This is a genomic window from Pseudalkalibacillus sp. NRS-1564 (assembly GCF_050467905.1).
Lineage (GTDB): Bacteria > Bacillota > Bacilli > Bacillales > Guptibacillaceae > Guptibacillus > Guptibacillus hwajinpoensis_B.
In genome coordinates this window covers 14,585-37,878 of the sequence record NZ_JBITPM010000038.1, presented here as the reverse complement: position 1 = coordinate 37,878, position 23,294 = coordinate 14,585, and the positions used below count along the sequence as shown (strand labels likewise).

23 protein-coding genes, 1 pseudogene and 1 riboswitch are annotated in these 23,294 nt (G+C 38.2%); of the genes and pseudogenes, 6 read left to right on the top strand and 18 right to left on the bottom strand.

Annotation, left to right across the window (positions count from 1 at the left end; all coding sequences use genetic code 11):
- Positions 1–96: 96 nt before the first annotated feature.
- The 5 genes from ACIFPW_RS17030 to ACIFPW_RS17010 form a co-directional block, all read right to left on the bottom strand.
- A complete protein-coding gene (locus ACIFPW_RS17030; protein ID WP_430246213.1) occupies positions 97–759 on the bottom strand; it encodes a sulfite oxidase-like oxidoreductase in 663 nt (220 codons plus the stop codon).
- Positions 760–843: 84 nt separating this feature from the next.
- Positions 844–942: riboswitch (SAM riboswitch) on the bottom strand.
- A gap of 60 nt (positions 943–1,002) precedes the next feature.
- Positions 1,003–1,191: a hypothetical protein gene (locus ACIFPW_RS17025; protein WP_430246073.1), complete on the bottom strand. Its 189-nt coding sequence runs from the start codon at positions 1,189–1,191 to the stop codon at positions 1,003–1,005.
- Positions 1,163–1,468: a GNAT family N-acetyltransferase gene (locus tag ACIFPW_RS17020; RefSeq protein ID WP_430246071.1), complete on the bottom strand. Its 306-nt coding sequence runs from the start codon at positions 1,466–1,468 to the stop codon at positions 1,163–1,165. The genes ACIFPW_RS17025 and ACIFPW_RS17020 overlap by 29 nt, the downstream gene beginning before the upstream one ends.
- A 195-nt stretch (positions 1,469–1,663) precedes the next feature.
- Positions 1,664–2,095, bottom strand: coding sequence for a GNAT family N-acetyltransferase (locus ACIFPW_RS17015; RefSeq protein WP_194222332.1), 432 nt, complete (start codon positions 2,093–2,095; stop codon positions 1,664–1,666).
- 97 nt (positions 2,096–2,192) lie between these two features.
- Positions 2,193–2,756 (bottom strand): GNAT family N-acetyltransferase, encoded by a 564-nt coding sequence (locus ACIFPW_RS17010; RefSeq protein ID WP_430246069.1) that lies wholly within the window; start codon positions 2,754–2,756, stop codon positions 2,193–2,195.
- 104 nt (positions 2,757–2,860) lie between these two features.
- Between ACIFPW_RS17010 and ACIFPW_RS17005 the strand changes: the two genes are divergently transcribed.
- Complete coding sequence (locus ACIFPW_RS17005; protein ID WP_430246067.1) at positions 2,861–3,397, top strand: LysE family translocator; 537 nt, start codon at positions 2,861–2,863, stop codon at positions 3,395–3,397.
- A gap of 59 nt (positions 3,398–3,456) precedes the next feature.
- On the opposite strand, the gene ACIFPW_RS17000 is transcribed toward ACIFPW_RS17005, so the two are convergent.
- The 5 genes from ACIFPW_RS17000 to ACIFPW_RS16980 all read right to left on the bottom strand — a co-directional run bounded on the left by ACIFPW_RS17000 (position 3,457) and on the right by ACIFPW_RS16980 (position 9,978).
- Positions 3,457–4,233 carry a 3-hydroxybutyrate dehydrogenase gene (locus ACIFPW_RS17000; RefSeq protein ID WP_430246066.1) on the bottom strand — a complete coding sequence of 259 codons (777 nt, stop codon included), beginning with the start codon at positions 4,231–4,233 and terminating at the stop codon, positions 3,457–3,459.
- A gap of 240 nt (positions 4,234–4,473) precedes the next feature.
- On the bottom strand, positions 4,474–6,663 hold the full coding sequence (locus ACIFPW_RS16995) for an FUSC family protein (protein WP_430246064.1): 2,190 nt from the start codon (positions 6,661–6,663) through the stop codon (positions 4,474–4,476).
- Positions 6,664–6,879: 216 nt separating this feature from the next.
- On the bottom strand, positions 6,880–8,409 hold the full coding sequence (locus ACIFPW_RS16990) for a glycine betaine uptake BCCT transporter (RefSeq protein WP_430246062.1): 1,530 nt from the start codon (positions 8,407–8,409) through the stop codon (positions 6,880–6,882).
- Positions 8,410–8,660: 251 nt separating this feature from the next.
- The gene (locus tag ACIFPW_RS16985) at positions 8,661–9,422 is read right to left on the bottom strand and encodes an anti-sigma factor (protein WP_430246060.1); all 762 of its coding nucleotides are present in this window, start codon (positions 9,420–9,422) and stop codon (positions 8,661–8,663) included.
- Entirely contained in the window at positions 9,406–9,978 is a 573-nt protein-coding gene (locus ACIFPW_RS16980; protein WP_194222029.1) for an RNA polymerase sigma factor, read from the bottom strand. The genes ACIFPW_RS16985 and ACIFPW_RS16980 overlap by 17 nt, the downstream gene beginning before the upstream one ends.
- A 533-nt stretch (positions 9,979–10,511) precedes the next feature.
- Between ACIFPW_RS16980 and fabL the strand changes: the two genes are divergently transcribed.
- Positions 10,512–11,270, top strand: a complete 759-nt coding sequence (gene fabL / locus ACIFPW_RS16975; RefSeq protein ID WP_430246058.1) for an enoyl-[acyl-carrier-protein] reductase FabL — start codon at positions 10,512–10,514, stop codon at positions 11,268–11,270.
- Between the two features lie 109 nt (positions 11,271–11,379).
- On the opposite strand, the pseudogene ACIFPW_RS16970 reads toward fabL, so the two are convergent.
- A pseudogene (locus ACIFPW_RS16970) lies at positions 11,380–12,157 on the bottom strand (phosphatidate cytidylyltransferase).
- Positions 12,158–12,364: 207 nt separating this feature from the next.
- On the opposite strand from ACIFPW_RS16970, the gene ACIFPW_RS16965 reads away from it, so the two are divergent.
- A complete protein-coding gene (locus tag ACIFPW_RS16965) occupies positions 12,365–12,919 on the top strand; it encodes a hypothetical protein (RefSeq protein WP_430246056.1) in 555 nt (184 codons plus the stop codon).
- Between the two features lie 95 nt (positions 12,920–13,014).
- On the opposite strand, the gene ACIFPW_RS16960 is transcribed toward ACIFPW_RS16965, so the two are convergent.
- The 3 genes from ACIFPW_RS16960 to ACIFPW_RS16950 form a co-directional block, all read right to left on the bottom strand.
- On the bottom strand, positions 13,015–13,944 hold the full coding sequence (locus ACIFPW_RS16960) for a manganese-dependent inorganic pyrophosphatase (protein WP_430246054.1): 930 nt from the start codon (positions 13,942–13,944) through the stop codon (positions 13,015–13,017).
- Between the two features lie 148 nt (positions 13,945–14,092).
- Positions 14,093–14,737, bottom strand: a complete 645-nt coding sequence (locus ACIFPW_RS16955; protein WP_430246052.1) for an SDR family oxidoreductase — start codon at positions 14,735–14,737, stop codon at positions 14,093–14,095.
- Positions 14,738–14,798: 61 nt separating this feature from the next.
- On the bottom strand, positions 14,799–15,974 hold the full coding sequence (locus ACIFPW_RS16950) for an MFS transporter (RefSeq protein ID WP_430246050.1): 1,176 nt from the start codon (positions 15,972–15,974) through the stop codon (positions 14,799–14,801).
- Positions 15,975–16,123: 149 nt separating this feature from the next.
- Between ACIFPW_RS16950 and ACIFPW_RS16945 the strand changes: the two genes are divergently transcribed.
- Entirely contained in the window at positions 16,124–16,882 is a 759-nt protein-coding gene (locus ACIFPW_RS16945) for a TrmB family transcriptional regulator (RefSeq protein WP_430246048.1), read from the top strand.
- Between the two features lie 219 nt (positions 16,883–17,101).
- On the opposite strand, the gene ACIFPW_RS16940 is transcribed toward ACIFPW_RS16945, so the two are convergent.
- Positions 17,102–17,407 carry an AbrB/MazE/SpoVT family DNA-binding domain-containing protein gene (locus tag ACIFPW_RS16940; protein ID WP_194222036.1) on the bottom strand — a complete coding sequence of 102 codons (306 nt, stop codon included), beginning with the start codon at positions 17,405–17,407 and terminating at the stop codon, positions 17,102–17,104.
- A 378-nt stretch (positions 17,408–17,785) separates the two neighbouring features.
- Here ACIFPW_RS16940 and ACIFPW_RS16935 point away from each other — a divergent pair, with 378 nt between their 5' ends.
- Complete coding sequence (locus ACIFPW_RS16935; protein ID WP_430246046.1) at positions 17,786–18,238, top strand: MarR family winged helix-turn-helix transcriptional regulator; 453 nt, start codon at positions 17,786–17,788, stop codon at positions 18,236–18,238.
- Positions 18,235–20,877 carry an MMPL family transporter gene (locus ACIFPW_RS16930; protein ID WP_430246044.1) on the top strand — a complete coding sequence of 881 codons (2,643 nt, stop codon included), beginning with the start codon at positions 18,235–18,237 and terminating at the stop codon, positions 20,875–20,877. The genes ACIFPW_RS16935 and ACIFPW_RS16930 overlap by 4 nt, the downstream gene beginning before the upstream one ends.
- Positions 20,878–20,961: 84 nt before the next feature.
- On the opposite strand, the gene ACIFPW_RS16925 is transcribed toward ACIFPW_RS16930, so the two are convergent.
- From ACIFPW_RS16925 to ACIFPW_RS16915, 3 genes are read right to left on the bottom strand one after another with little or no spacing between them, the layout of a single operon-like run.
- A complete protein-coding gene (locus tag ACIFPW_RS16925) occupies positions 20,962–21,891 on the bottom strand; it encodes an aminoglycoside phosphotransferase family protein (RefSeq protein WP_430246042.1) in 930 nt (309 codons plus the stop codon).
- Positions 21,892–21,919: 28 nt separating this feature from the next.
- Complete coding sequence (locus ACIFPW_RS16920; protein WP_430246040.1) at positions 21,920–23,026, bottom strand: hypothetical protein; 1,107 nt, start codon at positions 23,024–23,026, stop codon at positions 21,920–21,922.
- A complete protein-coding gene (locus ACIFPW_RS16915; protein ID WP_430246038.1) occupies positions 22,980–23,294 on the bottom strand; it encodes a hypothetical protein in 315 nt (104 codons plus the stop codon). Before ACIFPW_RS16915 ends, ACIFPW_RS16920 begins: the two co-directional genes overlap by 47 nt.

The window sequence follows — 23,294 nt, the reverse complement described above, 5'->3', positions numbered from 1 at the left end:
TTTTATAGATATGATGATATTTAGAATGTGATAATAAACTACCTTTTCCTCAATCAATTCTATATGTGTTAATCACGCCCGCTTTTTTAAGAAAAATTAATCAAACTCTTTTTTCTCCCATTCATCTTCCGGTAGTCCCAAATCCTCTCCAGAAAACCTTTCTTCTTTAAATGGATCGGCATGGTTATGAAATCCGTTTTGTTCCCAAAAACCAGGTTTGTCTTCATTGATAAATTCTATACCTCTGATCCATTTAATACTTTTCCAGAAGTAAAGATGCGGTACAACTAACCTGAGAGGCCATCCGTGTTTTGCCGTTAATTTCTCTCCATCGACTGAGTGGGCAAGAATAACATTATCTCTCATTAAGTCAGTGAGGTGAATATTCGTTGTATAGTTATAGTCACCATGTAGCATAACATGGTTCGTTTTCGGTACTATCCCATATGCGTTCATAAAATCCTTAATCAAAACCCCTTCAAAAGTATTATCAAACCTAGACCACCTTGTGACACAGTGAATATCACACTTTACTTTCTTCTGTGGTAAGGCAAGTATGTCGCTATAGGAAATGATCACTTCCTTATCAATTTCTCCAAATACACTTAGGTTCCATGTCGACATCTCATACACAGGTACATCACCTTCATGTAGAATAGGGAACCTTTCTGTAAGTACTTGCCCCGGTGGCAGACGATCACCATACTTTTCACTTGCATCTGGAACTTTCATTTTGCGAATACGGTCAGCTTTTTTCAAATTCTTCACAACCCGTCTCTCATTTATTGAATCGTCTAAAAAAACTCTTCCTAACTAATAAGGAAGAGTTCGCTTCAGAGCTCTTCCTTATCTCTCAGAGCATAGACTCTGCTGGATTTGGCACCTTGTCTATCAGGTTGCCGGGCATCAAAGGGCCAGTCCCTCCGCCTCTCTCAATAAGGAAATTAAAAATCTAATTTTGATTCATTCTATCGGTCTATTTAGTATTTTGCAATTATTGTTTTAAACGAGGTTTTTCTTCATTTCAACAAATTGAAATTCTCCCCCATTGGTTTGTTGCATAAACAGATGAGTGATTTGAAATCCAGCCCTTTGATACACTTTTATGGCTCGTTTATTAAATTCAGCTACTGCCATTCCAAAGGAAGTTGGACGATACAATTCAACTGCTTTTTGAAGGCCAGCCTCCAAAAAAAGAAAAGCCTTCTCCTTTTCCAACATTATCGGGACACATTCCTAGGCCAATTTCTATATGGTTGTCTTCATGCTCATGAAAACTAAAAAAACCAATAAGATGATCCCTATGGTAGACGCTCCAATAATTTTCATTGCTGGCTGCATCTTCCCGGAACTCTTTTAGATCTTCAAGATCCTCGTCCATATTATAAAATGAGTATAGCCCATCATAGTTCCACGAGATAATTCGCTCGACTTCTTCTTGACTTATTAACTTAAATTGATATACCAATACTCTCCCTCATTTCTGTGTGATTGAAAAGGAAAAGCCCCATGCTGGGAAATGCATGGGGCTCACACTTTATATTTTAAGGGGGCAGGAACCGGGGAAGTCCCTGCAAAAATAGTGTAGCAAGTTCCAAGGGCATGATGATTGATTATGAGTTGTTTTTCACATTCTTTTAATAAATGAAAAGAAGCTGGACAACTATTTATAAACCATGATCGTTTGAAGTTCTCGAAATCCAATGTCTTTATAAATGTATTTCGCGAAGTTAGAGGAATACACATTCAAACGAATTTCCTCATATCCCTGTTCTTTGAAGTTTTCAATACTCGCTTGAACGAGCTGCTTAGAATACCCTTTCCCACGAAACTTTGGAAAAACAAATACATCATAAATGAACCCATGCTTGCTTTCTGTAAAATAATCCGTGTTTTCTCCAAGTAATACCCAGCCAGCAATTTCCCCTTCGTCGCGATAAATGAGGTGGTAACCACCTCGATCAAGAATGGATGATACAATTTCAAGTGCTTTCTCTTCTTTTACGATACCGGGATTTGTCGTTCCTTCATTAACAGATTGAATGGAATTCGACAAAATAAAATCTCTTTCTTCTATCGTCGCTCGTTCGATCACATAGTTTCCCTCCATCATCAAAATCATTCATTACTCGTTTATTCTTGATGCAAGAACCTTATTCCTCCCATAAGTAAGATGCATATTCTTACCAAATTTATTTTTTTGTTAAAGCATAGACGCATGTATCAGTTAGTTTACTGCCATCAATTGAGACATGGTCGTTTCGTAAAATAGCCTCAAGTTGAAACGATTGTTTCTCGGCAATTCGCCGACTTCGCCAATTTGTCGCATTACAACGAATTTCTAGCCTTCTAGCGTTTAGCTCTGAAAAGGCGTAATCTACAATGCCTTGGACCGCTTCAGACATATAGCCTTGACCAGCGTATCTAGAATCAATCCAATAACCGATTTCAAATTTACGAACGTTCCAATCTATTCGATGTAACCCTGAGGAACCGATAAAATCACCCGTCTGTTTATGGAAGAGTAATAGTCGAAGATCCTCCCGCTTTAAAAACGCTACGTGAGATTCGCGGATATTCGCTTCAACATCTTCTTCCATTTGATCTATATGTGCGAAAGGCATCCAGGATTTAAGCTCTTCTAACGAGGCATCAATTGATTGATGAACCGAAGCACCATCCCCAGGTAGTGGAGAACGTATATGTAAACGGTCAGTGCTAAATTTATTTGGTATATCAAGTAAAATGGGTTCCATGGAACTATTCCTCCAACAACACTAAAAGATGTCAGAATTATATCATTAATGAGAAACCTGTCAAGTTATTGGTCTTTTCCGGCCAATGTCCCGCTACCATCTAATTGAAATCGAGAGACGAATTGACGGATCACTTCACGAGGATATGGTTTTCTTGCCCTCTCTTCAGGACTACTTGTACATATTGCTGCTACCTTAGGAATTTCTGCCGTCCTTTATCAATCCTCTCTCGCCTTTTCGATTGTTACCGCGGGGCAGCTTACTTACTTTTCATGGCATATGAAGCTTTTAAAGATAGCGGATCCGCAGCTAAACCCCTAAGTCAACCTAGCAGACCTTATTTTTCTTTATATCGAAAAGGGATTGTTATGAATATTTTAAATCCAAAAGTCTCTTTATTCTTTCTCGCCCTTCTTCCACAGTTTGTAAACCAGCAGGCGAATTCATCCGCTCTTCAAATGTTAATTTTAGAAGGGGTTTTCATTCTACAAGCCTTTCTTATCTTTAGTGCAATAAGCTTTTTTGCAGGAAAAATCGCATTCTATGTCGTAGAAAATCATGCCCTAGCTAGAAAATTCAATCTTGCAAAAGCTTTATTGCTTGCTTTAATTGGTCTTCAAATAGCCTTTAGCGATCAATAAAAAAGCAGCGCTTCTCATTAGAAAGCGCTGCTTTAATATTTTTTTAGTAAAATCTAAATTTACTGAGCTGTATAGCCACCATCAATTAGTAGGGCTTGACCTGTAATGCTCTTCGCTGCATCACTTGCGATAAACATTGAGTAATCAGCTATCTCTTTCACTTCAAGAAGTCTTCTTTGTGGTACAAGTGGATAGATTACTTCTTCTAGTACCTTTTCTAGCTCTACTCCGCGTTCTTTCGCTAGATCTTCCATCTGTCCTCTTACGAGTGGTGTATCAACATATCCTGGTGCCATGGCATTTACTGTAATACCGTGTTCCGCACCTTCAAGTGCAGAAACTTTTGTAAGGCCGATGACCCCATGCTTGGCACTATTGTAAGCCGCTTTCCCTGCGAAACCGATGACACCATTGATAGATGCCATGTTAATAATTCGCCCAAATCCTTGTTTCTTCATGATTGGAAATACATGCTTTGTTGCTATGAAAGGAGCTGTAAGCATAATATCCTGCATCATACGAAACTTCTCAGTTGGGAAGTTTTCTAATGCAGATACGTGCTGAAGTCCCGCATTATTTATTAACACGTCTAAGCGACCGTATTCTTCTACAGTACGGTCAATTGCTTGTTTAATTTCATCTTCATTAGTCACGTCTGCTTTAATACCAATAGCGTTATAACCTTTATCTCTTAGTTTCTGAGCAGCTTCTTCTGTTCCTTCTTCATTTATGTCAGATAGAACAACTTTTGCTCCATTCTCTGCGAACGTTTCACCAATTTCAAAACCAATACCTCTAGCTGCGCCTGTAATAAATACAGTCTTGTTGTTAACCATGAATATTTCCTCCTATTGTCAATCCTAAATTAAAATTATACTGTCACACCTCTCTATTCCCGCTCTACCTTTTAATAAACTAATCATTTTTGATTTATTTTCATAACTCCCACTTCAAGTCACTTCATTAAGGATTAGTTAGCCTATATTTAGATGTATTGATTTCTGGTTTATTCGAATGAAAGCTTAGTTTCAATCGCCCCATCAACATTTTGCTCAACAAAAAAATAACCCGGTGCGTTACTGCTCCAGGTTACGATTTGTATTAAAATGATCAGATGCTTCTTTATTCTTTATTGAGCCAAGTTCCTTCCCTAATATCAATAGTGACTGGTTAATTCTCCATATATAATAGAGGTCATTTACAAACTTTTTCAAATTTACATCTGCATATTCAACTTTTTCTGAAAGACCTTCAATATGCTCTCTTTCTTTATTTAAACTATACATCGTTAACCCTGTTTCACCTTTTAATAGTTTAAGTAATGTATGGACATTATGTTTAATCACTTCATTAACCTCGAAAAGTGTGTTCTCTGATCCTTCTATGATAGTTGAACGGTTATTTCGATTTGTCGAAGCCAATAGATGTTTAGCAAAATAATTAATCGCTGTTAGTACAGTTAACCAGCGTTCAATCCCTGATCGGGCAAGAATAGCAGGTCGATTACGAAGCGGCCTCGCATCTTCAACGATTTTTCGCATTTGTTCATCAATACCAAACGCCTGATTTGTAAAATTAAAATTCTTTTCAGTATGTGAAAAGGATTCAAGATAATCCGACACATACTCATTTAATTTATTAAGAAAATCTTCCGCAGTATCTGCAACCTTTTCACGTGTAGTTTTAGGATAGATCACTGCTGCCGCTAGAAAGCCAATGAATGCTCCTGCTAACGTATCAAACACGCGAGCTATTAGAATCTGTTCTGTAATCCCACCTAGGATAAAATCGTACATAATTGCGATTAGCATTGTCATCCAAAACATCATCATCGCATACGAAATGGATAGCAAATAAAACGCCATAAAGATACAGCAAAATAATGCAATTAACTCTAAGACAAGCCTTCCTTCAAGAAGATGCGCCAGGCCAAAACCTGCAACCGCGCCGAAAATAGTTCCCAGTGACCGTTGAAAAGCTTTTTGTAACGTCATTCCAACGGTATCCGTTCCTAAAAGTACTACAAATGCAGAGAGGAGAACCCAGTACTGGTGAGTAGGTGAAAGAAAATAACCTAAGAAAATAGCCACTGCGCCTGCTACGATAGCTTGGAGCGCCTTCTTTGTAGCTGCTCTTGGTTGATTTGATTTTTCACTTTCTTGAACATTTTCTTTCTTTACTTCTTCTGGATCGTCTAATCGAACTTGTTCTTCAATATTTGCCATCCGTCTAGCTCCGAGTTCGTTTGAACTTTCAATAAGATGATTGGCAATCGACTCTATTCTCCTAATTAACCATAACCAATCTTTATTTTGATGATTAGATATTCGTAATTCGATCAGCTGATTTTTTAATTCTTTGATAACGGTCTGTGTTTGCTTTAAGTTTCCAACGATATCGTGGCTTCGTAACACCTCAGCGTCTCTAATGGATTCAACGACTTTATATAGCAATTTTCTCACTTCATTATGTTCAAGTGCATGAAGTTCTTTCATTCTTTTAACTGCTGGGTAAAGTGTTTCAATTAACATTTCTGCATCAAAGACGTACATTCTAAGTTGCTCAGCGTCTATACCACTCCAGACTTCTCCTGGATCAGTCGTTGTTAATTGGCTTGAAATAACCTGTGCATACTCATTAAGTTTTCTTACATCTCGCTTTAATAACAAGGCTCTATAGCGATTCGGAGTCGGATCTGCAATGGCATCAAGTACGAGATCTAGCGTTAGATTTGTTTGAATATGAAACGACTTCATACTTCGACTGAGCTGTCTTTTAGGACGATTTCTGAACAGAATAAAGTGATAAAGATACGAGTATGCTCCCCCGACAACAATTCCGAGGATAAAACCGAGCAAATCGGATGGTTGAAGTTTCAATAAGGTTGAAAAATAGATTGATAAAAAAGCAATCATAAATAGTCCAAAATATCGAAAACCATAATGTTGTAAGTAGTAAGCAAAAAAGATCACAAGTAAAAACAAACCATCCGTAACAAATGGAATAGAACTAAGCAATGTTCGAAGTGTTAGCCAAATTATACTAGAAATAACTAACAAAAGGGCAGTGATTTTTTTCTTTTTATCTGTGTCATCATTCACAAGCAATAATGATAAAAGACTTACCACCCCAGCAAGAATAGCTGGGGTAAATGATATTCCAAGTACTGTGGTCAACCACAGCATTGTCATGACGGAAGAAAAAACGCTAATCGTTATTCTTGCTGCTTGATGTAACCTAGTCCTGCCGGGGTCTGTAGCAGCCAAACGAGACCACCAGCTTTGTATGATTGTTTTCTCGTTTTTAGTCCACATACATTAATAATAGCGAAATTTGATTCATTCTGCCAACATTGCGTATTCCATCCCTGCTTTTATTTGATCGGAAGTTAATGTTAGACCGCTCATATTGCTTATCTTCTTTTCCTCGGTATCTAGCTCTATTTAAAAAACCTTTGGAGAATGTTCTCCAAAGGTTTTATTTTAAACCGTTTTTAGATCTTTTTTGGACTTGGCTTTCTTATCCGTACTACGTTGCTTTCTTGGTACTTCTTCATTAAATGATTTAATCATTCCCCAGCACGTAAATAACAGAATAATTGTAAGTGGGAAAGCACTAACGATTATAGCCGTCTGCATACTTTCAAGTCCACCCGTAATCATTAGAACGATTGCTGATGCTGATAACAAAAATCCCCAGGTGAATTTCACATAGTTCGGAGGATTCAAACTTCCATTTGTTGTTTGCATTCCAAGCACAAATGTAGCTGAATCAGCAGATGTAATAAAGAATGTAGAGATTAACAATAGTGTAACGATAGTTAAAATACCACCGAGCGGAAGTTGTTCGTATAAGAAAAATAACCCCGTCTCAAGGCTTTGACCTGCTATATCTGTTCCTTGAGTAAAATCAAAGAAAATACCAGATCCTCCAAATACGCCAAACCAAAAGGCACAAACGACTGTTGGCACAACTGTTACGGCTATCATAAACTCTCTAATCGTTCTTCCTTTCGAGACCCTTGCAATAAATGTCCCAACAAAAGGAGACCAGGCAATCCACCATGCCCAATAAAAGATTGTCCAATCTTGAATCCACGTTTCACTTTCTGCATTCATTGGAGCAAGTCTCATGCCCATAGCAAATATATTTTGAACGTATTCTCCGAAAGTAGTGACAAATAAATCTAACACAAATTTTGTTGGTCCGAGAATGACAAACATGATAAGCAATAATACAGCAAGCGCCATATTAGCATTACTTAAATACCTTATCCCCCTCTTTATTCCTGTTCCTGCTGAAACAGTAAAAAGAACAGTGATAATCGCAATAATAATTAATTGAATTGTGAAATTATTAGGTATGTTTGTTAAATAACTTAAACCACCGTTAATTTGTTGAGCCCCAAGCCCTAGAGAAGCGGCAACGCCAAATATTGTCGCAAATACTGTAATAATATCTACTGTAATCCCGATAGGGCCTTTCACTTTATCTCCTAATAGTGGATAAAGCGTTGCGCTCATTAATCCCGGCGCCCCTTTTCTAAATTTATAATAAGCTAGCGCTAAAGCGATGGTTGCGTATATAGCCCATGCATGGAATCCCCAATGTAAATATGTATATCGAAGGGAAAGGTGCGCGGCTTCAACCGTTCCTCCTTCACCATATGGCGGGGTAGAAAAGTGGGACATTGGTTCTGATACACCAAAGAACAATAGCCCTATTCCCATCCCGGCGCTAAAGAGCATAGCAAACCAGGTGAGCCTGCTATATTCAGGCTTATCTGTATCCTTTCCTAGCTTGATATGCCCAAACCGACTAAAAATCAAATAAATTGCAAATATTAAAAAGAAAGTTGCGGCAAGCTGATAAAACCAACCAAATTGATCTAAGAAGAAATTTTGGGATACCGTCATAACCTGATTAAGGTTATCTGGCATCAGCACCCCCCAACCAACGAAGACAATCGCAATAGCGATTCCTATCCAAAAAACGTTAGTAACTTTGTTCATTCTCTCCACTCCTACATTTATTATGTGGACCTCAAAAATATTTTAAAATAATAACCACATCGTTACTAATCATAAGCAAAACCGAACTTATTTTCAAATTTTTATAAGAATTTAGTATAATATACCCCACACTCCTTTACTAAAAACCCTTTCATATATTGTATTTGTTTTACGTTATATTCTATAATTCAGCCGTTCTCTATTATTATATAAAAAAAAGAGACGTATTTTACGTCTCTGCTTTTTGTGTTCTATAAACCTGAACTTAATATAATTTTCCCTTTAGGCGTTTCACTTGTATTGTCCGGTTCAAGGGTAATCGCGACAGCATCCCAGTCGTGCTCACCTTCATAATCTACCTGATAAGCTACCTCACCTTTTCCTTCCTGATTCGGAACAAAAGAGCCTGCGCGGTATGGTTTTTCATCTTCAAGTAACCAAACTTGATACACTTGATCACCTTGAACTCCTGATACATCGTTCACTTGTACCACTAAATTCATTTTACCATCTTCGTTCATAAGCGCTGCAGATCCTGCTGAAGCTTCTGCTTCAGTTGGCTGTAGTTGTACAGCTTTGATGAGAGATGAAATTTGTTCTGAATTATCTATCTCGCCATCAGATTCGTTTATATACGTATACAAATTTCCACCAAGGGAGAGAAAAAGTGCTGCTGCTAATGCGGGCGCTACCCACTTCCTCTGTCTTGATTTTCTTTCTGTCTGCAGATCTATTACTGTATTACTTTGTTTCTCTTCCGGATTTTCGACTTCATTGTTACCTACTTCTTCAGCATCGCTCTCAAACACACTTGTCAAAACACGATCTTTCATGCCAGCGGGTGGTTTTTCTGGTATAGAGAGATAAGGAAGGTCACCTGTCAATTCTTCCAGCTCCTTTAACTCCTCTCTGCACTCTTCACAAGATAAAAGGTGAGTTTCGAACTGTTCTTTCTCTTCTTCTGATAAGGTTTCATTAAAATAGTCAAGTAGTTGCTCACAATTTGCTTTCATCTGAGACCCCTCCTTTCTCTCTGAGACTGGTATTTAAATGTTTGAGCGCTAGCCGAATTCGGCCTTTCACAGTACCCAGAGGGAGGTCGAACTCTTCAGAGATCTTTTTGTGCGTCATTCCTTTAAAATAGAACATTTCAATTATTTTCTGTTGCTCATCTTTAAGTTTTGATACAGCTGTACGAAGTATCTGTCCTCGCTCTTTCCATTCAACCTGATCCTCCACTGAAGATTCATCGCTATGAAGAGAGTCTCGTTCATCCAGTTCAAAATCTGGCTCTTTTGATTGCTTGCGGAGCAAATCAATTGCCGTATGCCGCGTCATTGTAAGGAGCCAAGAAGAGAATTTCCCTTTGTCAGCACTATACTCGGCCTTCCCTTTCCATAGCTTTATGAACACTTCTTGCATAACTTCTTCTGCAAGTCCTCCATCTTTTACAATTCGATATGAGAAAGAATATAACAACTTTTCATATCGATCGTAAAGAGATGAGAGAGCTTCTTTATCCTTTGCCTGCACCTTAACATACAGCTCGGCATCGTTAAGTTCTCTCATATCATTCTCCTTTTCATCGCAACTGACGCTAGCCTAAAGAGGCAGGAAGCTTATGTATAGCTAACGTTACTCAGTCTACTTTGGATGTGTTTTTCATAAAAAATCATCTTACCAATCCACGAAAGCGCTTTTAGTTTATAATGCCTCCCCCTAAAACAAAAGCTGCAATTATACATAATTTCTGTCTCCAACACTTCTCTCAAGTATTGGATCCCTAAACCAAGGAGACTCATTACATCCAGTATTTCCCTAAAAAAGTTTTCTTCAAATCAGCTCCCTAAATAAACAGTTTACTGGCAGTTTTGACCAAAACTGATTTTAATACTTTCACTTTCATCTCCATGCTCTACTCAACTATTTAGCATAATTTGTTTATAGATGAAAGTATATCATAAGTGTATTCTTTCCCAATGAATACACCCTCTACCTTAAAAGCTTTTCCTACCAATTCTCCTCAGTTTGATTTCACGAAACTTTTCACATGCTTCTTGTTCCTGTATGATAGGTTGGAGTAAATATTGAAGAGGTGACTTATGATGAGTAATAAAGTAGCGCTAATCACAGGCGGAACAAGAGGTATCGGTAAAGCAATAGCACGAAAATTTGCTTCCGAAGGCTACAACCTTGTTCTCAACTTTATGAGAAAGAAGAAAGATGCGGAACAAACAAAACAAGAATTAGAAAGCGAATATGGCATTACAGTACATATCGTTAAAGCAAATGTTGGTGAAGTGAAGCAAATCACTTCTTTATTTCATGAAACAGAAGAAATATTTGGTCGACTTGATGTATTTGTTAACAATGCCGCTTCAGGTGTTATGAGACCTCTAATGGAAATAGAAGAAAGTCATTGGGATTGGACACAGAACATCAATGCTAAAGCATATCTATTTGCTGCACAAGAAGCCGCTAAAATCATGGAGAAAAATGGTGGAGGAGCGATTGTAGCCCTATCGAGTCTTGGTTCAATCAGGGCGCTTCCAAATTATGTTGCTGTTGGCGTATCTAAAGCATCCGTAGAAGCGATTACTCGCTATCTCGCTGTTGAATTATCACCAAAAGGAATTGTCGTGAACGCTGTTTCTGGTGGCGCTGTGGATACGGACGCTCTTAAACATTTTCCAAACAGAGAGGAATTATTAGAATCTGCTAAGGAAAGAAATCCAGCAGGACGCCTTGTAGAGCCTACAGATATGGCAGATGCCGCTTATTTCTTAACAACTCCAGCAGCACGTATGATTCGTGGGCAAACGATTATTGTCGATGGTGGCTTATCTTTGCTAGGGGAATAAATGTAAAGCACGACCGCGGTATTTTCTGCTGTCGTGCTTTATTTTGTCGCCTTCTCAATAACGACAAGCTAAAATATTATTCCTCGCTGTATGAAACATGCTCTTTTACTTACATAAAATCAAAAAAGTACCGAATTACATGAAAGTAAACAGGTGATGTGTATGCAAGACTATCCACTCTATTTAAGTAATTTCCCTCCAAAGCTTTCATTCTTCGATCGTCACCAAGTAAGAGGTCCCTTTTCAGCACGGAAATTGTTAGACTACCAAGAAAGCCAGCGACGCTGATTAGCACTCCTGATAAAACTCCAAACAACGTACCAAAAGGCGTTAAATAAGGAAATAACGTATAGGCTAGTGCTGTTGTGACGATAATTGCGCATAAAAATCCTTCTAAGGTAAGATAAGGATTGGAGGATGGAACGACTTTACGCCTGCCTACATAAAGAGAAATAATGTAATGAACTGCATCATTTACCTGAGTTAGCAATACAAGAAATAACACTAATTTGGCTCCATAAATTGGGCTAGCTATTTGGAAATAGGCAAGGTGGCTTAGACCAAAAACCATTAGCATTAACCCCCATTGAGTCGAACTAACTGATCTTAGAAAACCTAGCGTCCCTTTTCCTATAATACGTGGAAGCGGTAGCAATAAGAAAACATAAACTGGTATAAACACAATGAACATTCCATACCAATCGATTAGGACCCAATAGAATTGGAGTGGGATAGCGACATAGGACCATAGAAAAATCCTTCTATCAGCTTTCCGAGTTTTCATCATTGAGAAATATTCTTTTAATGCGAAAAAGCTTAATATCATTAAAGAAAACAAGGAAACAATTGGGTTAAATAGTGTGGCAAGACAAAAAAACAACAAACATGCCCCACCACGTTTTTACTTTTAACGATAGTCCCGTAAAGTCCTTGTTTGGCTGCTTATTCTTCGCAACAAGAAAAACAGCCTGTGCAAATAAAAGACCTATTAAAATAGTTGCCAATATCCATATTGTGCTTTCCAGAAGAGGTACCTCCTTATCAATCTATTTATGTATAATGAGAGTAAACGTCAAATGTATAAGGATGCCATGATGAGTCAAAAAATATATATTTTACTTTCTGATACCGGTACGCTCTTTACAAAATCGATTAAAAAATATACTAAAGCTCCTTACAATCATGCATCACTTGCCTTCGATGAAGAATTAAATGATATGTATAGCTTTGGAAGAAAAAAACCTGGCAATCCTCTAAATGGTGGATTTGTGAAAGAGGATGTTCTAACGGGAACATACCGTCGATACCCCAAGACGACATGTGTGATCTATGAACTCAACGTAACAGAACGTGATGTGCACAAAATGAAGCGCTTGCTAAAGATATTCATTCGAAACAAACAGCGATTTTTGTACAATATTCTCGGCGTTCTGGGGGTTTCAATAAATGAACCTATTGAGTTTAGTAATTCTTATTTTTGTTCTCAATTTGTTGCTGAAGTTCTTCATCGTTCCGGCATTCAACTTTGGGACAAGCTTCCAGCACTTGTCACTCCAGATGATTTTCGCAAATGCGAAAGGCTGTTACTAATTTACGAAGGAAAACTTTTTGATTATGAACCTATTAGAAAGCAGCTTCATAAATTCTGATGTGTATATTTAGTATGACTTTTATGATGTTTTTCACAATAAATGAATAAAACGTGGACAGATCCCTTAGGATCTGTCCACGTTTGGAACGATCATTAAGCTGTAAACGCTTCTGTTAGAACAGGAACGATTTGTTTCTTACGAGAAACAACGCCTTCGAGTATAGCAAGGTTTTCAATTAATGTGACATCAAAAGCCTTCTCGACTTTATTTGCTTGTTTACCTAGTGCTAAAGCCGTTGAGTTATTTGTAAGAATGTCCGTTACAACAAGTAAGAAAAGATCAAGACCCTTAGCTTCGATCGTTTTCCTCATTTCCTCTTCAACCACATCCTGACGAGCAAGAACATCGAGAGTATCAACAACGTTAACTTGAGCTACTTCCACTTTAGAATCTCCCATACCAAATTCTTTCGCATCAAGAGAGATCAGTTCAGCAGGCGTTTTACTGCTCATATCCGCCCCAGCCTTAAGCATTTCAAGACCATATGTTTCGGCATTTACCCCTGCTATTTCAGCAAGTTCGCTAGCCGCAGCTATATCTTCCTCCGTACATGTTGGTGATTTGAAAAGAAGAGAGTCAGAAATGATCGCAGAAAGCATAAGACCAGCTATGTTTTTATCAACCTGAACATTCTTCTCTTTGTATAACTTATTTAGAATCGTTGCTGTACAACCAACCGGCTCTGCTCTGTAATAAACAGGATCAGCTGTTTCGAAGTTCGCAATGCGATGATGATCAATCACTTCTAGAATCCGAACATTTTCAATATCCTCAGCACTCTGTTGACGTTCGTTGTGGTCCACAAGAATAACCTCATTTGTTTCATTCGAAACGGTTTGAACCATTCGTGGAGCTTCCACATTAAATTGATCTAATGCGTATTGTGTTTCTCCATTGACTGCACCAAGGCGGACTGCCTCTACATTCATGCCAAGCTTCCTTTTTAAATCGGCATAAACGAGAGCAGAAGTGATCGTATCCGTATCAGGATTTTTATGTCCGAAAATCAATACTTTTTCCATAGTTAGACTCCTTTTAGATGAAAAGATTTATGTACTCAATACATATTGTAAAGATCTCTTACCGTAAACTCAACAGCATTTTGTATTCTTTAAATAAGAAAAAGTAAGGAAACCGATTCTTTCGCATAAAGAATCGGTCACCTTATTATTATAGAGATCCTATTGACTGAGTAATCAAGCTATCCCCACAAATCAAATCGAAAGATCGGCGAATCGTATTTTGCTTCATTAGTGTAGACACGATAACCTCAGCTACATCATCACGTGGAATCGATCCACGTCCTAGATTCTCAGCGATTGACACCTTGCCAGTTCCTTCTTCGTTTAAAAGACCACCTGGGCGCACAATAGTATAGTCCAATGAACTTGCTTCTAACGCTTTATCAGCGTAATGTTTTGCAGCGTAGTATGGCAATAATGCCTCACTCCAATTTTCTCTGTTGTGTGCTTGAAGTGCACTCAACATCACATAACGCTTAATGCCAAGTTTTTCAGCTGCTTCGATCGTTTTTACTGCTCCATCTAGATCTACTAATAATGTTTTATCTGATCCAGTACTTCCACCAGAACCAGCAGCAAAAATAACGGCGTCGCTCCCTTTCATAGCCTCAGAAATGGTATCGACTGAGTCTTCAAGACTCGCTACTACTGATTCAATTCCGCGGTTTGCTAATTCATCCGCCTGTTCTTTCTTTCGGACCATCGCCTTTAAGGAATGGTCTTTGTTATTATCAAGTAGATTAACAACTTTCTGACCTACCTGGCCGTTTGCTCCAATAACCAATACATTCATGAGTAAACTCTCCTTTTGGATTGTCTATCCATATTATTTCAAAATCAATTCTTAATCTCAACTAACCTGCTTGATTGTTCAATTGCGTTGACGCTTTCCTGCTATCTCTCTTCATAGAAAATACCGCGGCAGCAAGTGAAAGTAAAATAAAGGCACTTCCAACAGTGGCATTCATTTCAACTGAACTGTTTTCAATGACAAAAGCTCCAACCGAGGAGCCCAGTGCAATTCCGAGGTGAAGAGCAGAATTATTCAGGCTTTGTTGAATATCAGATGATTCTGGCGCAAGTTCAATTAAATAGCTTTGTTGTGCAGGTGTGATCCCCCAGCTCAGCATACTCCAAATTACCATTATGATAAGAAAGACCGGAAAGGAGAAAGTTGAAAAGGGAATAATAAACATTGCAACAGCAAAAACCATAATCGATATAAGTATTGTTGGTCTTGTTCCAAATCGATCTGAAGCCATTCCACCTAGTCCGCCCCCGGCAACTGCAGCCACTCCAAAGATCAGATAAACAATACTTACCCAACTTCCTGATAATCCAAGCGTTGTTTTGAGAAACGGCGTTAGATATCCATAAAGAGTTAGGTGACCTGTTAAAAACATTAAGGATGTTAACTGTGCTGAAAATACACGGCTATCTTTCAGGGTTTGTAGCTGTTTTCGAAGTGGAATCGCGGGTTTAGGCTGAATCTTCTCCATAAACAAGGTAACTCCCACCATTGATAACAGTGTGAGAACTAGGATTAAAACAAAAGGCGCTTTCCATCCGAAAGCATTTCCAAGCATTAATCCAATTGGCACTCCCAAAACTAGAGAAGCGCTAATCCCCATAAATACAACCCCTATAGCTCTTGCGCGATATTCCTGTTTTACTATATTTGAAGCAATAGTGACACATAGCACAACAAGAAGAGAACCACTTGCCGCCGAGATGATTCTCGCAGTCATTAACAGACTAAACGTTGTACTAATGACTGCGATTAGATTTCCTATTAAAAAAATAACGAGTGAGAATAGCATCAATTTTTTCCGTTCTATCTTTGCAGTTACAGAAAGTAGAACTGGACCCATTAATGCAAATACGATAGAGAAAACACTAATTAATAAACCTGTCTTCCCTAAACTTATTTGAAGATCTTCTGCTACAAGATCAAGAATTCCTCCTATAATTAATTCCACCATTCCTACTACAAATGAAACAATCGTAAGTAAGTAAACACGTTTATTCATTACCTCTTGCACCTCTCTTATTAAGTTACCACTAAAAGAGTAACTCTTTTTAGGATGGAAGGCAATAGGTAAATGAAGGACGCTTTTGACTGGTCAGTTGATGTGCTATCATTATAGAAAAGATTAGATGAAGCAAGGAGAATCGATAAATGCTGCAAGAGTTTGGATTTACTCAATATGAAAGTCAAGTCTATGAAGCACTGATTACAATAGATGAAGCACTGGATGCCACGGCTATTGTAAAACGTTCTGGTGTCCCTCGTTCCAAGGTTTATGACGTTATCCGTCGTATGATTGAGAAAGGGATGGTGTTAGAATCAACCACTGAGAAAAAAAGACTTTATACCGCTCTTCCAATTGATTCAGCGATTACCAAGCTTAAAAGTGATTTCAACGAAAATATTACACAATTAAAATCAATTCAAACTCGTAAGAAGCAAGCAGATGATCGCGTTTGGACACTTAAAGAAGATCAGTCGATTCATTCCCTTGTCTCAGAGTTACTTCAACAATCATCGAGCTCTATTATCTTTTCGGGCTGGGCCGATGATATCGAGCAACACCTCTCCTTGCTTGCGGAAAAAGAAGCTGAAGGCGTTATCGTTGAATTACATTCAATTGGAGAGATAGATTCTAATCTTAAAAATGTAACAACTTTAATTCCCGACAGCGCTCACCAAAAGTTAGAGCGGAGTCGTATTGTTATTGTAGATAATGAGGACGTTCTATTTGCCGGAATTGAAGATACAAGCTGGCAGGCGATTCACACCAAATCACGACCACTAGTTACCTTTTTCACAGAGTTCTTCTATCATGATATTGCATTAACTGAAATTACAAGAAAATTTGGGTCTTCAATGATGGAAGATCCTCATTTAAGAGAGCTATTATTGAAATTACGTTATTAGCCACGCTTATCTTTTTATCATTTTAACTTACATTAGTAGAAAAGTTCCCGCGCTATCCTATATGATCTTTATAAAGAATCTCAATTGTTAGAAGGTATATTAGCTTATATGATAACCCCCCCAAATTTTCAGCTATTCTATTGGATATCCAACAACTTTCATTAACTTACTGTTAACAAAAAACACCCTTCTCCTTTGGAAGGGTGTTACAGATAACACTTATTTCGCTTTAAGTATTTCCTCATTTTTCTTTCCTAACTTCATTTCCAATTCTTCTCTCAGAAGCGCCATTCCTTCTGGACTAAGAACAATGTTTCCATTTCCAAATGTTTGATTTTCGTCTAATATCTCTCCAGTAACCATACATGCCATATCTGCCTGATACTTTTGTAAGACCACCCTGTTTTCACTTGTGAAGATTTCAATTGGATCTTTCACGTTAATATCTAAAGTTCGTCGGAGTTCTTTTGGAATGACAATTCGGCCTAGTTCATCAATTTTTCTAACAACACCAGTACTCTTCATTCTCATTCCTCCCTTTCGTTTTAGCGAACAAGCGATGGTTTCTTTAATCATAATACCGCCGATCGTATTATGCAATACATATTGTGCCAAAATTCTGCAAATTTACATTTTATTTTATCATTTGGTAGATTTCTCGTGTATTGAAAAAGAAAATCAGTGAACAGAAACAGAATTTCAACATACCCTACTGATCTTATTGAAAGTTATTTAAAATGAGACCTATTCTTCCGCTCCACCTTATCGTTAACTTAAAACGTTATCTTGAAATACTCCCTTTCACTGACCTTCACACTTCATGCGTATTAAATAGTTGCAAAAACCATAGTTTAGAGGGTAAACTAATAATGTTTAGAGGGTAAACTAGTGGAGGAATGGTAAATGAATAAGAAGTTATGTGAAGCCGTTGAGCTTTTCGAAGAAGTAATCATGTATGGAACAGAACGAATTATTCGTTCTTTTGAGCATCAACTATTTGAAGAATATTCTTCAGAGCAGCTTCAGATGCTTCAAATTATTTCTAAATCAGGTCGTATTTCACCTGGGAAGCTCGCTTCTTTACAAGGCGTTCACAAAAGCGCTATTTCAAACCGTTATAAAAAACTTGAGATGAAAGGACTTGTGGTCACAGTTGATTCCGAAGAGGACCTAAGAGGGAAATCGATTACGCTTACTGAAAAAGGAAATGACGTAGTCGACTTATTTGATAAAGTGATCTATGAACATGTCGAGAATATTGTTTTAAACGATTTTCATGAAGAGGAAATCGACGAATTCCTTCGTATTTTCCGCAAGTTAAGTTCAATTTTAAAAGCAGAAGGAGATGCAAAATGAGACAAATTTTAAAATTCAAATGGCCAATTGCCATTGCACTTATTGCTCTAACAGCCGTACTATTTGTTTTATCCCCTAACCTTACGAAACAGGCTGAAGATGCTGGAACCTTTCAATTACCTGAAAATGCAGATTCGAAAATAGCCGCAGACATTCTTGAGGAAGCTGGTGCGGGCGATGAAACCATTTCACTTGTCTTTACCTTCAATGAACCAGTAAATGAGGACTCTAAAGAAAAAGTTTCTTCAATTGCAAAAGAAATTGCTGAAGAAGGTTCACTCATAAAAGAAGTACTTGATCCATTTGAAAGTGAAGAGATGTCTGATCAACTTGTTTCAGATGACGAACAAACCATTCTTCTTCCCATTACAGTCGATGGAACAGACGATGAAGTGAATGAACTCGCCAATCATATTCGTCAGGATCTAATTCCAGACAATACGACCGCTTACCTTACAGGTGAATCCATTATTAATCACGATGTGAATGAAAGTGCTCAAAAAGGACTTGAACGTACTGAAATCATTACTGTTGTGTTGATTTTCGTTCTACTATTGGCCGTTTTTCGTTCGATTACAACCCCTTTCATTCCTTTACTTGCAGTAGGGGTTACGTATCTCTTAAGTCAATCAATCGTAGCCTTTTTAATTGATTGGATCGGCTTTCCTGTATCCAACTATACTCAGATTTTTCTCGTTGCCGTCCTGTTCGGGATTGGAACAGACTATTGTATCCTCCTCTTAAGCAGGTATAAAGAAGAATTAACTGAAGGGCATTCTGTAGAAGATGCGATTGTGAATACGTACAAAACAGCAGGCCGTACCTTATTAATTAGTGGATTAGCTGTATTCATCGGTTTCGCAGCGATTGGCTTTGCAGACTTCCCGATATTTAAATCAGCTGTTGGGGTTGCTGTAGGAATCGCGATTCTTATGCTCGTCCTCTTTACGCTTGTGCCATTCTTTATGGCCTTATTAAAAGATAAGTTGTTCTGGCCTTCAAAGAAATCAGCGTCCCACAAAGATAGTAAACTGTGGACTTCGTTCGGTCGTTTCTCTATTAACAAGCCCATTTGGTCTATGCTCGTTGTCGCTGTTATTATGGTTCCACTACTTTTCACTTACGACGATCAACTGTCGTTTAATACAGTAAACGAGATTGGTAGTGACTATGAATCTGTTAAAGGACTAGATGCAATTGAGGAAGGGTTCGGCCAAGGTGATTCACTTCCGGTTAAAGTGATCATTCAGCAGGATCAAGATATTGTTACAGAAGATTATCTTCCTTATATCGAAACAATTAGTAAAGAAATTGAGAAAAATGATAACGTTGATTCCGTTAGGTCCATTACAAGACCAGCAGGAGATGTGATTGATGATCTTTATGTTGATTCACAACTTGCACAAGTTGGGGATGGGCTCAACGAAGCAACGAATGGCATCGATGATGTTCAAAACGGCCTAACCGAAGTTCAAAATGGATTGGATAGTATTAGTAACCAAATTCCTTCTAGCAGTAATGCTGGTGGACTTGAAGAAGCCGTAAATGGACTGGGGCAAATTAACGATCAACTTGGCTCTATTTCCGCAGGGCTTCAACAATCGCAAAATGTTGCTGCTGCTTCCGAACAGCTTGGGCAGGTGCAACAACAGCTCGGACAAATCCAACAGGGCCTCGCTGGCGCCTCTTCGGATCTACAAGGTCAGGCTGGTCAGGCGTCTGAGCTAAGCGGTGGCATTACTGAACTATCTAAAGGTGTGGGTTCATCCATTGATGGTCTTGATGAAATAAAGAACGGCTTACAAGATGCTGCAGACATCGTGACCGATATGGGTAATTCGAAAGCTCTTCGGGATACAGGTGTATTTATTCCAGATGGAACCCTTGAAGACGAAGAATTTGAGCCTGCCATCGATCGCTATGCCTTCGATGAACAAAAAGCGGTAACACTTGAAGTTATTTTAAAGAAAGATCCTTATTCTACGGAAGCTATTGATACTGTAAGAGAAATTAAAGAAACAGTATCACGAACGATTGACGGTACGCCGCTTGAAGATGCAACTGTCGCTTATAACGGCGTAGCAAGTATTAACAGTGACCTATCTGACATTTCAACAAGTGATTTTACTAGAACAGTCATTATCATGCTTGTCGGTTTGTTTATTATTCTAACAATCCTTTTCCGCTCCATGATCATGCCACTTGTTATGATTGGTTCGCTGTTACTCACATACTTTACGTCAATGGCGATATCGGAGTTAATCTTTATTAACCTACTAGGCTATGATGGCATCACATGGGCAGTTCCATTCTTTGGATTTGTAATGTTAATTGCACTAGGTGTCGACTACTCCATCTTCCTACTCGACCGTTTTAACGAAGAAGCTTCCATTGGGATTAGGGAAGCAATGCATCGCTCTATGGCAAAAATGGGTACGGTAGTCATCACGGCCGCTATTATCCTAGCCGGTACATTCGGGGCCATGATGCCTTCAGGCGTTCTTAGCTTAATGCAAATTGCGACCATTGTCATTACTGGCTTACTTCTTTACGGTCTAATCGTTCTACCACTTCTAATTCCTGCTGTTGTTGTCTCATTCGGTAAAGGAATTTGGTGGCCTTTTAAACCTAAAAAATAATCATTTACATTTTCATCGATCGAAAAGGCTCAGAGCGTATCGCTCTGAGCCTTTTTAAATAGAAGCAACATTGTGTATCACTACTTAATCTACATAACACCCTATTCCAATTCCGTAATATTCAAAATATAGTCTCTCAAAAATAGAAATCATCCTATAAAAACAGCTATTATAACTCATGCCTTCGACTGTCCACACTGTCGCTAGTACGGCATGACAATATCCCCACAAAAACAATCGCTCTAGATTCAGGTTCAGTTCATTTGTTAAAATTTCTATCCGCTTTTTCGTTACTTCATAAACCCCTTTATCAGGAAGACGATTTAAAAGAAATTGGATCAAATCATACTCTACTTCACCGATTAATCCCTTTGGATCAATCGCAACCCAATCTCCCTGTTCTGAAGCCAGTACATTATAATGATGAAAGTCTCCATGAAGCAACTTATACTGAGCGATTGTTTTATTCAGCTTAGCAAAAATGCTTAGTGCATTTACGAGCAAATGTTGGGAAAGCGGACCGTATCCTTTCTCATTACGATTGACCGTATCTCGAAGCTCTTCTTCCCTTGCTCTCGTCGTTTGAATTCGAGTGTTTCTTGGAGCAGGAAAGGATAGCCTTCTAACAACTTGCGCTGCTAAATAACAGGCTGTTTCGTCATCCTCTATTTCAGCTAACGTATATCCAGGTGACAATTTCTCTAAAATGATAATTCCCTTTTCTATTTCATAGTCAAGGACATTCACTATCCCCTGATGTTTAAATAAACGTAGTGATTCTAGCTCATTAAGAAAGTCAGCTCCTGGTATACAAATTTTCACCACTATTTCTTTTCCGTTCCTAAGCTTAGCAGGGGCAACATAATTAATAGAGAGACGGTAAGGTTTTTCCATTTTCATTGACCATTTTTGTTCACAATAATGGATGATTCCAGGTAACTCCTGTAGCCATGCTTCTCCTTCTTCCTTAAAATAAAGACGAACCGATTGCACAAACTGCTTTTGAAACTTCACCTTGCACCTCCTATTCTTCACAATGATTCTAGTAAAGAAATAAAGTGAGATAAGCGATCAAAACGCCAATAAAGCCACACATCAAACTATATGGGATGTTTTTTAAGACGATTTTATATGGATTCATTTTTAATCCAACTGAAGTGAGTGTAACAATAAGCCCATAAGGAGCCGAAGGAACGGTAGCAATCGCGCTACTTGCAAGCAGGAGCGTTAACGTCACAGAAGGAAAAGTGTTTAATAATAGTTCACTTACCCCACCAAAGATTCCCATTGTTGCAATGGGATGGACACCTAATAGTGTCATGATAAGAAAAGTTGCCTGAATGAAAAGCATGATAAAAACTTGATGCCCTTCTAATGCCACAAGAGGGTCCTGTAAATACCGTAAGTACGGAGAACCATTTAACGTTTCTGTAAAAAAAGAGAGTGTTAGTAGTAAGACAATAAAATTATGTAAATGATTGGTTTGTCTTTTCCAAGTTGGCCAGCCAATTTTAAGGAAGCTTCTTTTTCGTTTCAGGAGTACCGCCCAAATGTAAGCAAACGGGAACAGAGCGATCGTTACAGCAAACAAAAAGTTAAACTGAACAACATTGGTTAAAAATACAACAACGACTAAGAACAGTACAAGCGCCAGAATAAATTGAATTAACTTCTTCCGACTCCCTCTTCTCAAATTCGTAGAAGCCCCAGTTTCTTCAACGACTTCGTTTCGAAAGATGATTTTTCCAATACTCGAATCGATCGCAAAACCAAGAAAAGCAATAAGTAACATCCATGGTAATACTTCTAAATAATTGGCATTCGTAATGAAAATCGAAGTAGCTAACAATATTTCTAACGGACTCCATAACAGAGCAAGTGAGTATCCTCTCAAAGTAGACCTTGCTATAAAGCTATTTCTAACGTTTGTGTTAGCATTCTTCAACTGTTTTTTTAATAGGTCTTGAGAAATGGTAGCGGACGATAGATTTAAAAATGCAGCGAGAGAAACCATAGTCGCTTCTCCACGCACATATAATTCTCCCATCCCTTTCACATTGCCACCAAGTAACGTTTGTAGTAGCTTATTATATCTCCCCGCTTTAACAACGGTATTCATCCATGGAAGCATCGATATAAGAAAAAGCAATCCTATATTCCCCGCAAAAAAAGGAGGGGATTTTTGTGACAGACTCATTGCTAGATAAGTAGAAAACTGCCCCCGCGGATAGAAGGATGATGCCAAGTATTTTAAATACACGATCGGCTTCCTTAAAATTAATGGCAATCATTACAATTGCAAACAAGCCAATTATGGTATAAAGGGAAGAATTAGACCAGAAAAGGTAAATCACATCCAATAGAAAAACAAATAAATAAAATACATACAAATACTGAGTAAAATTACGGTTACACAT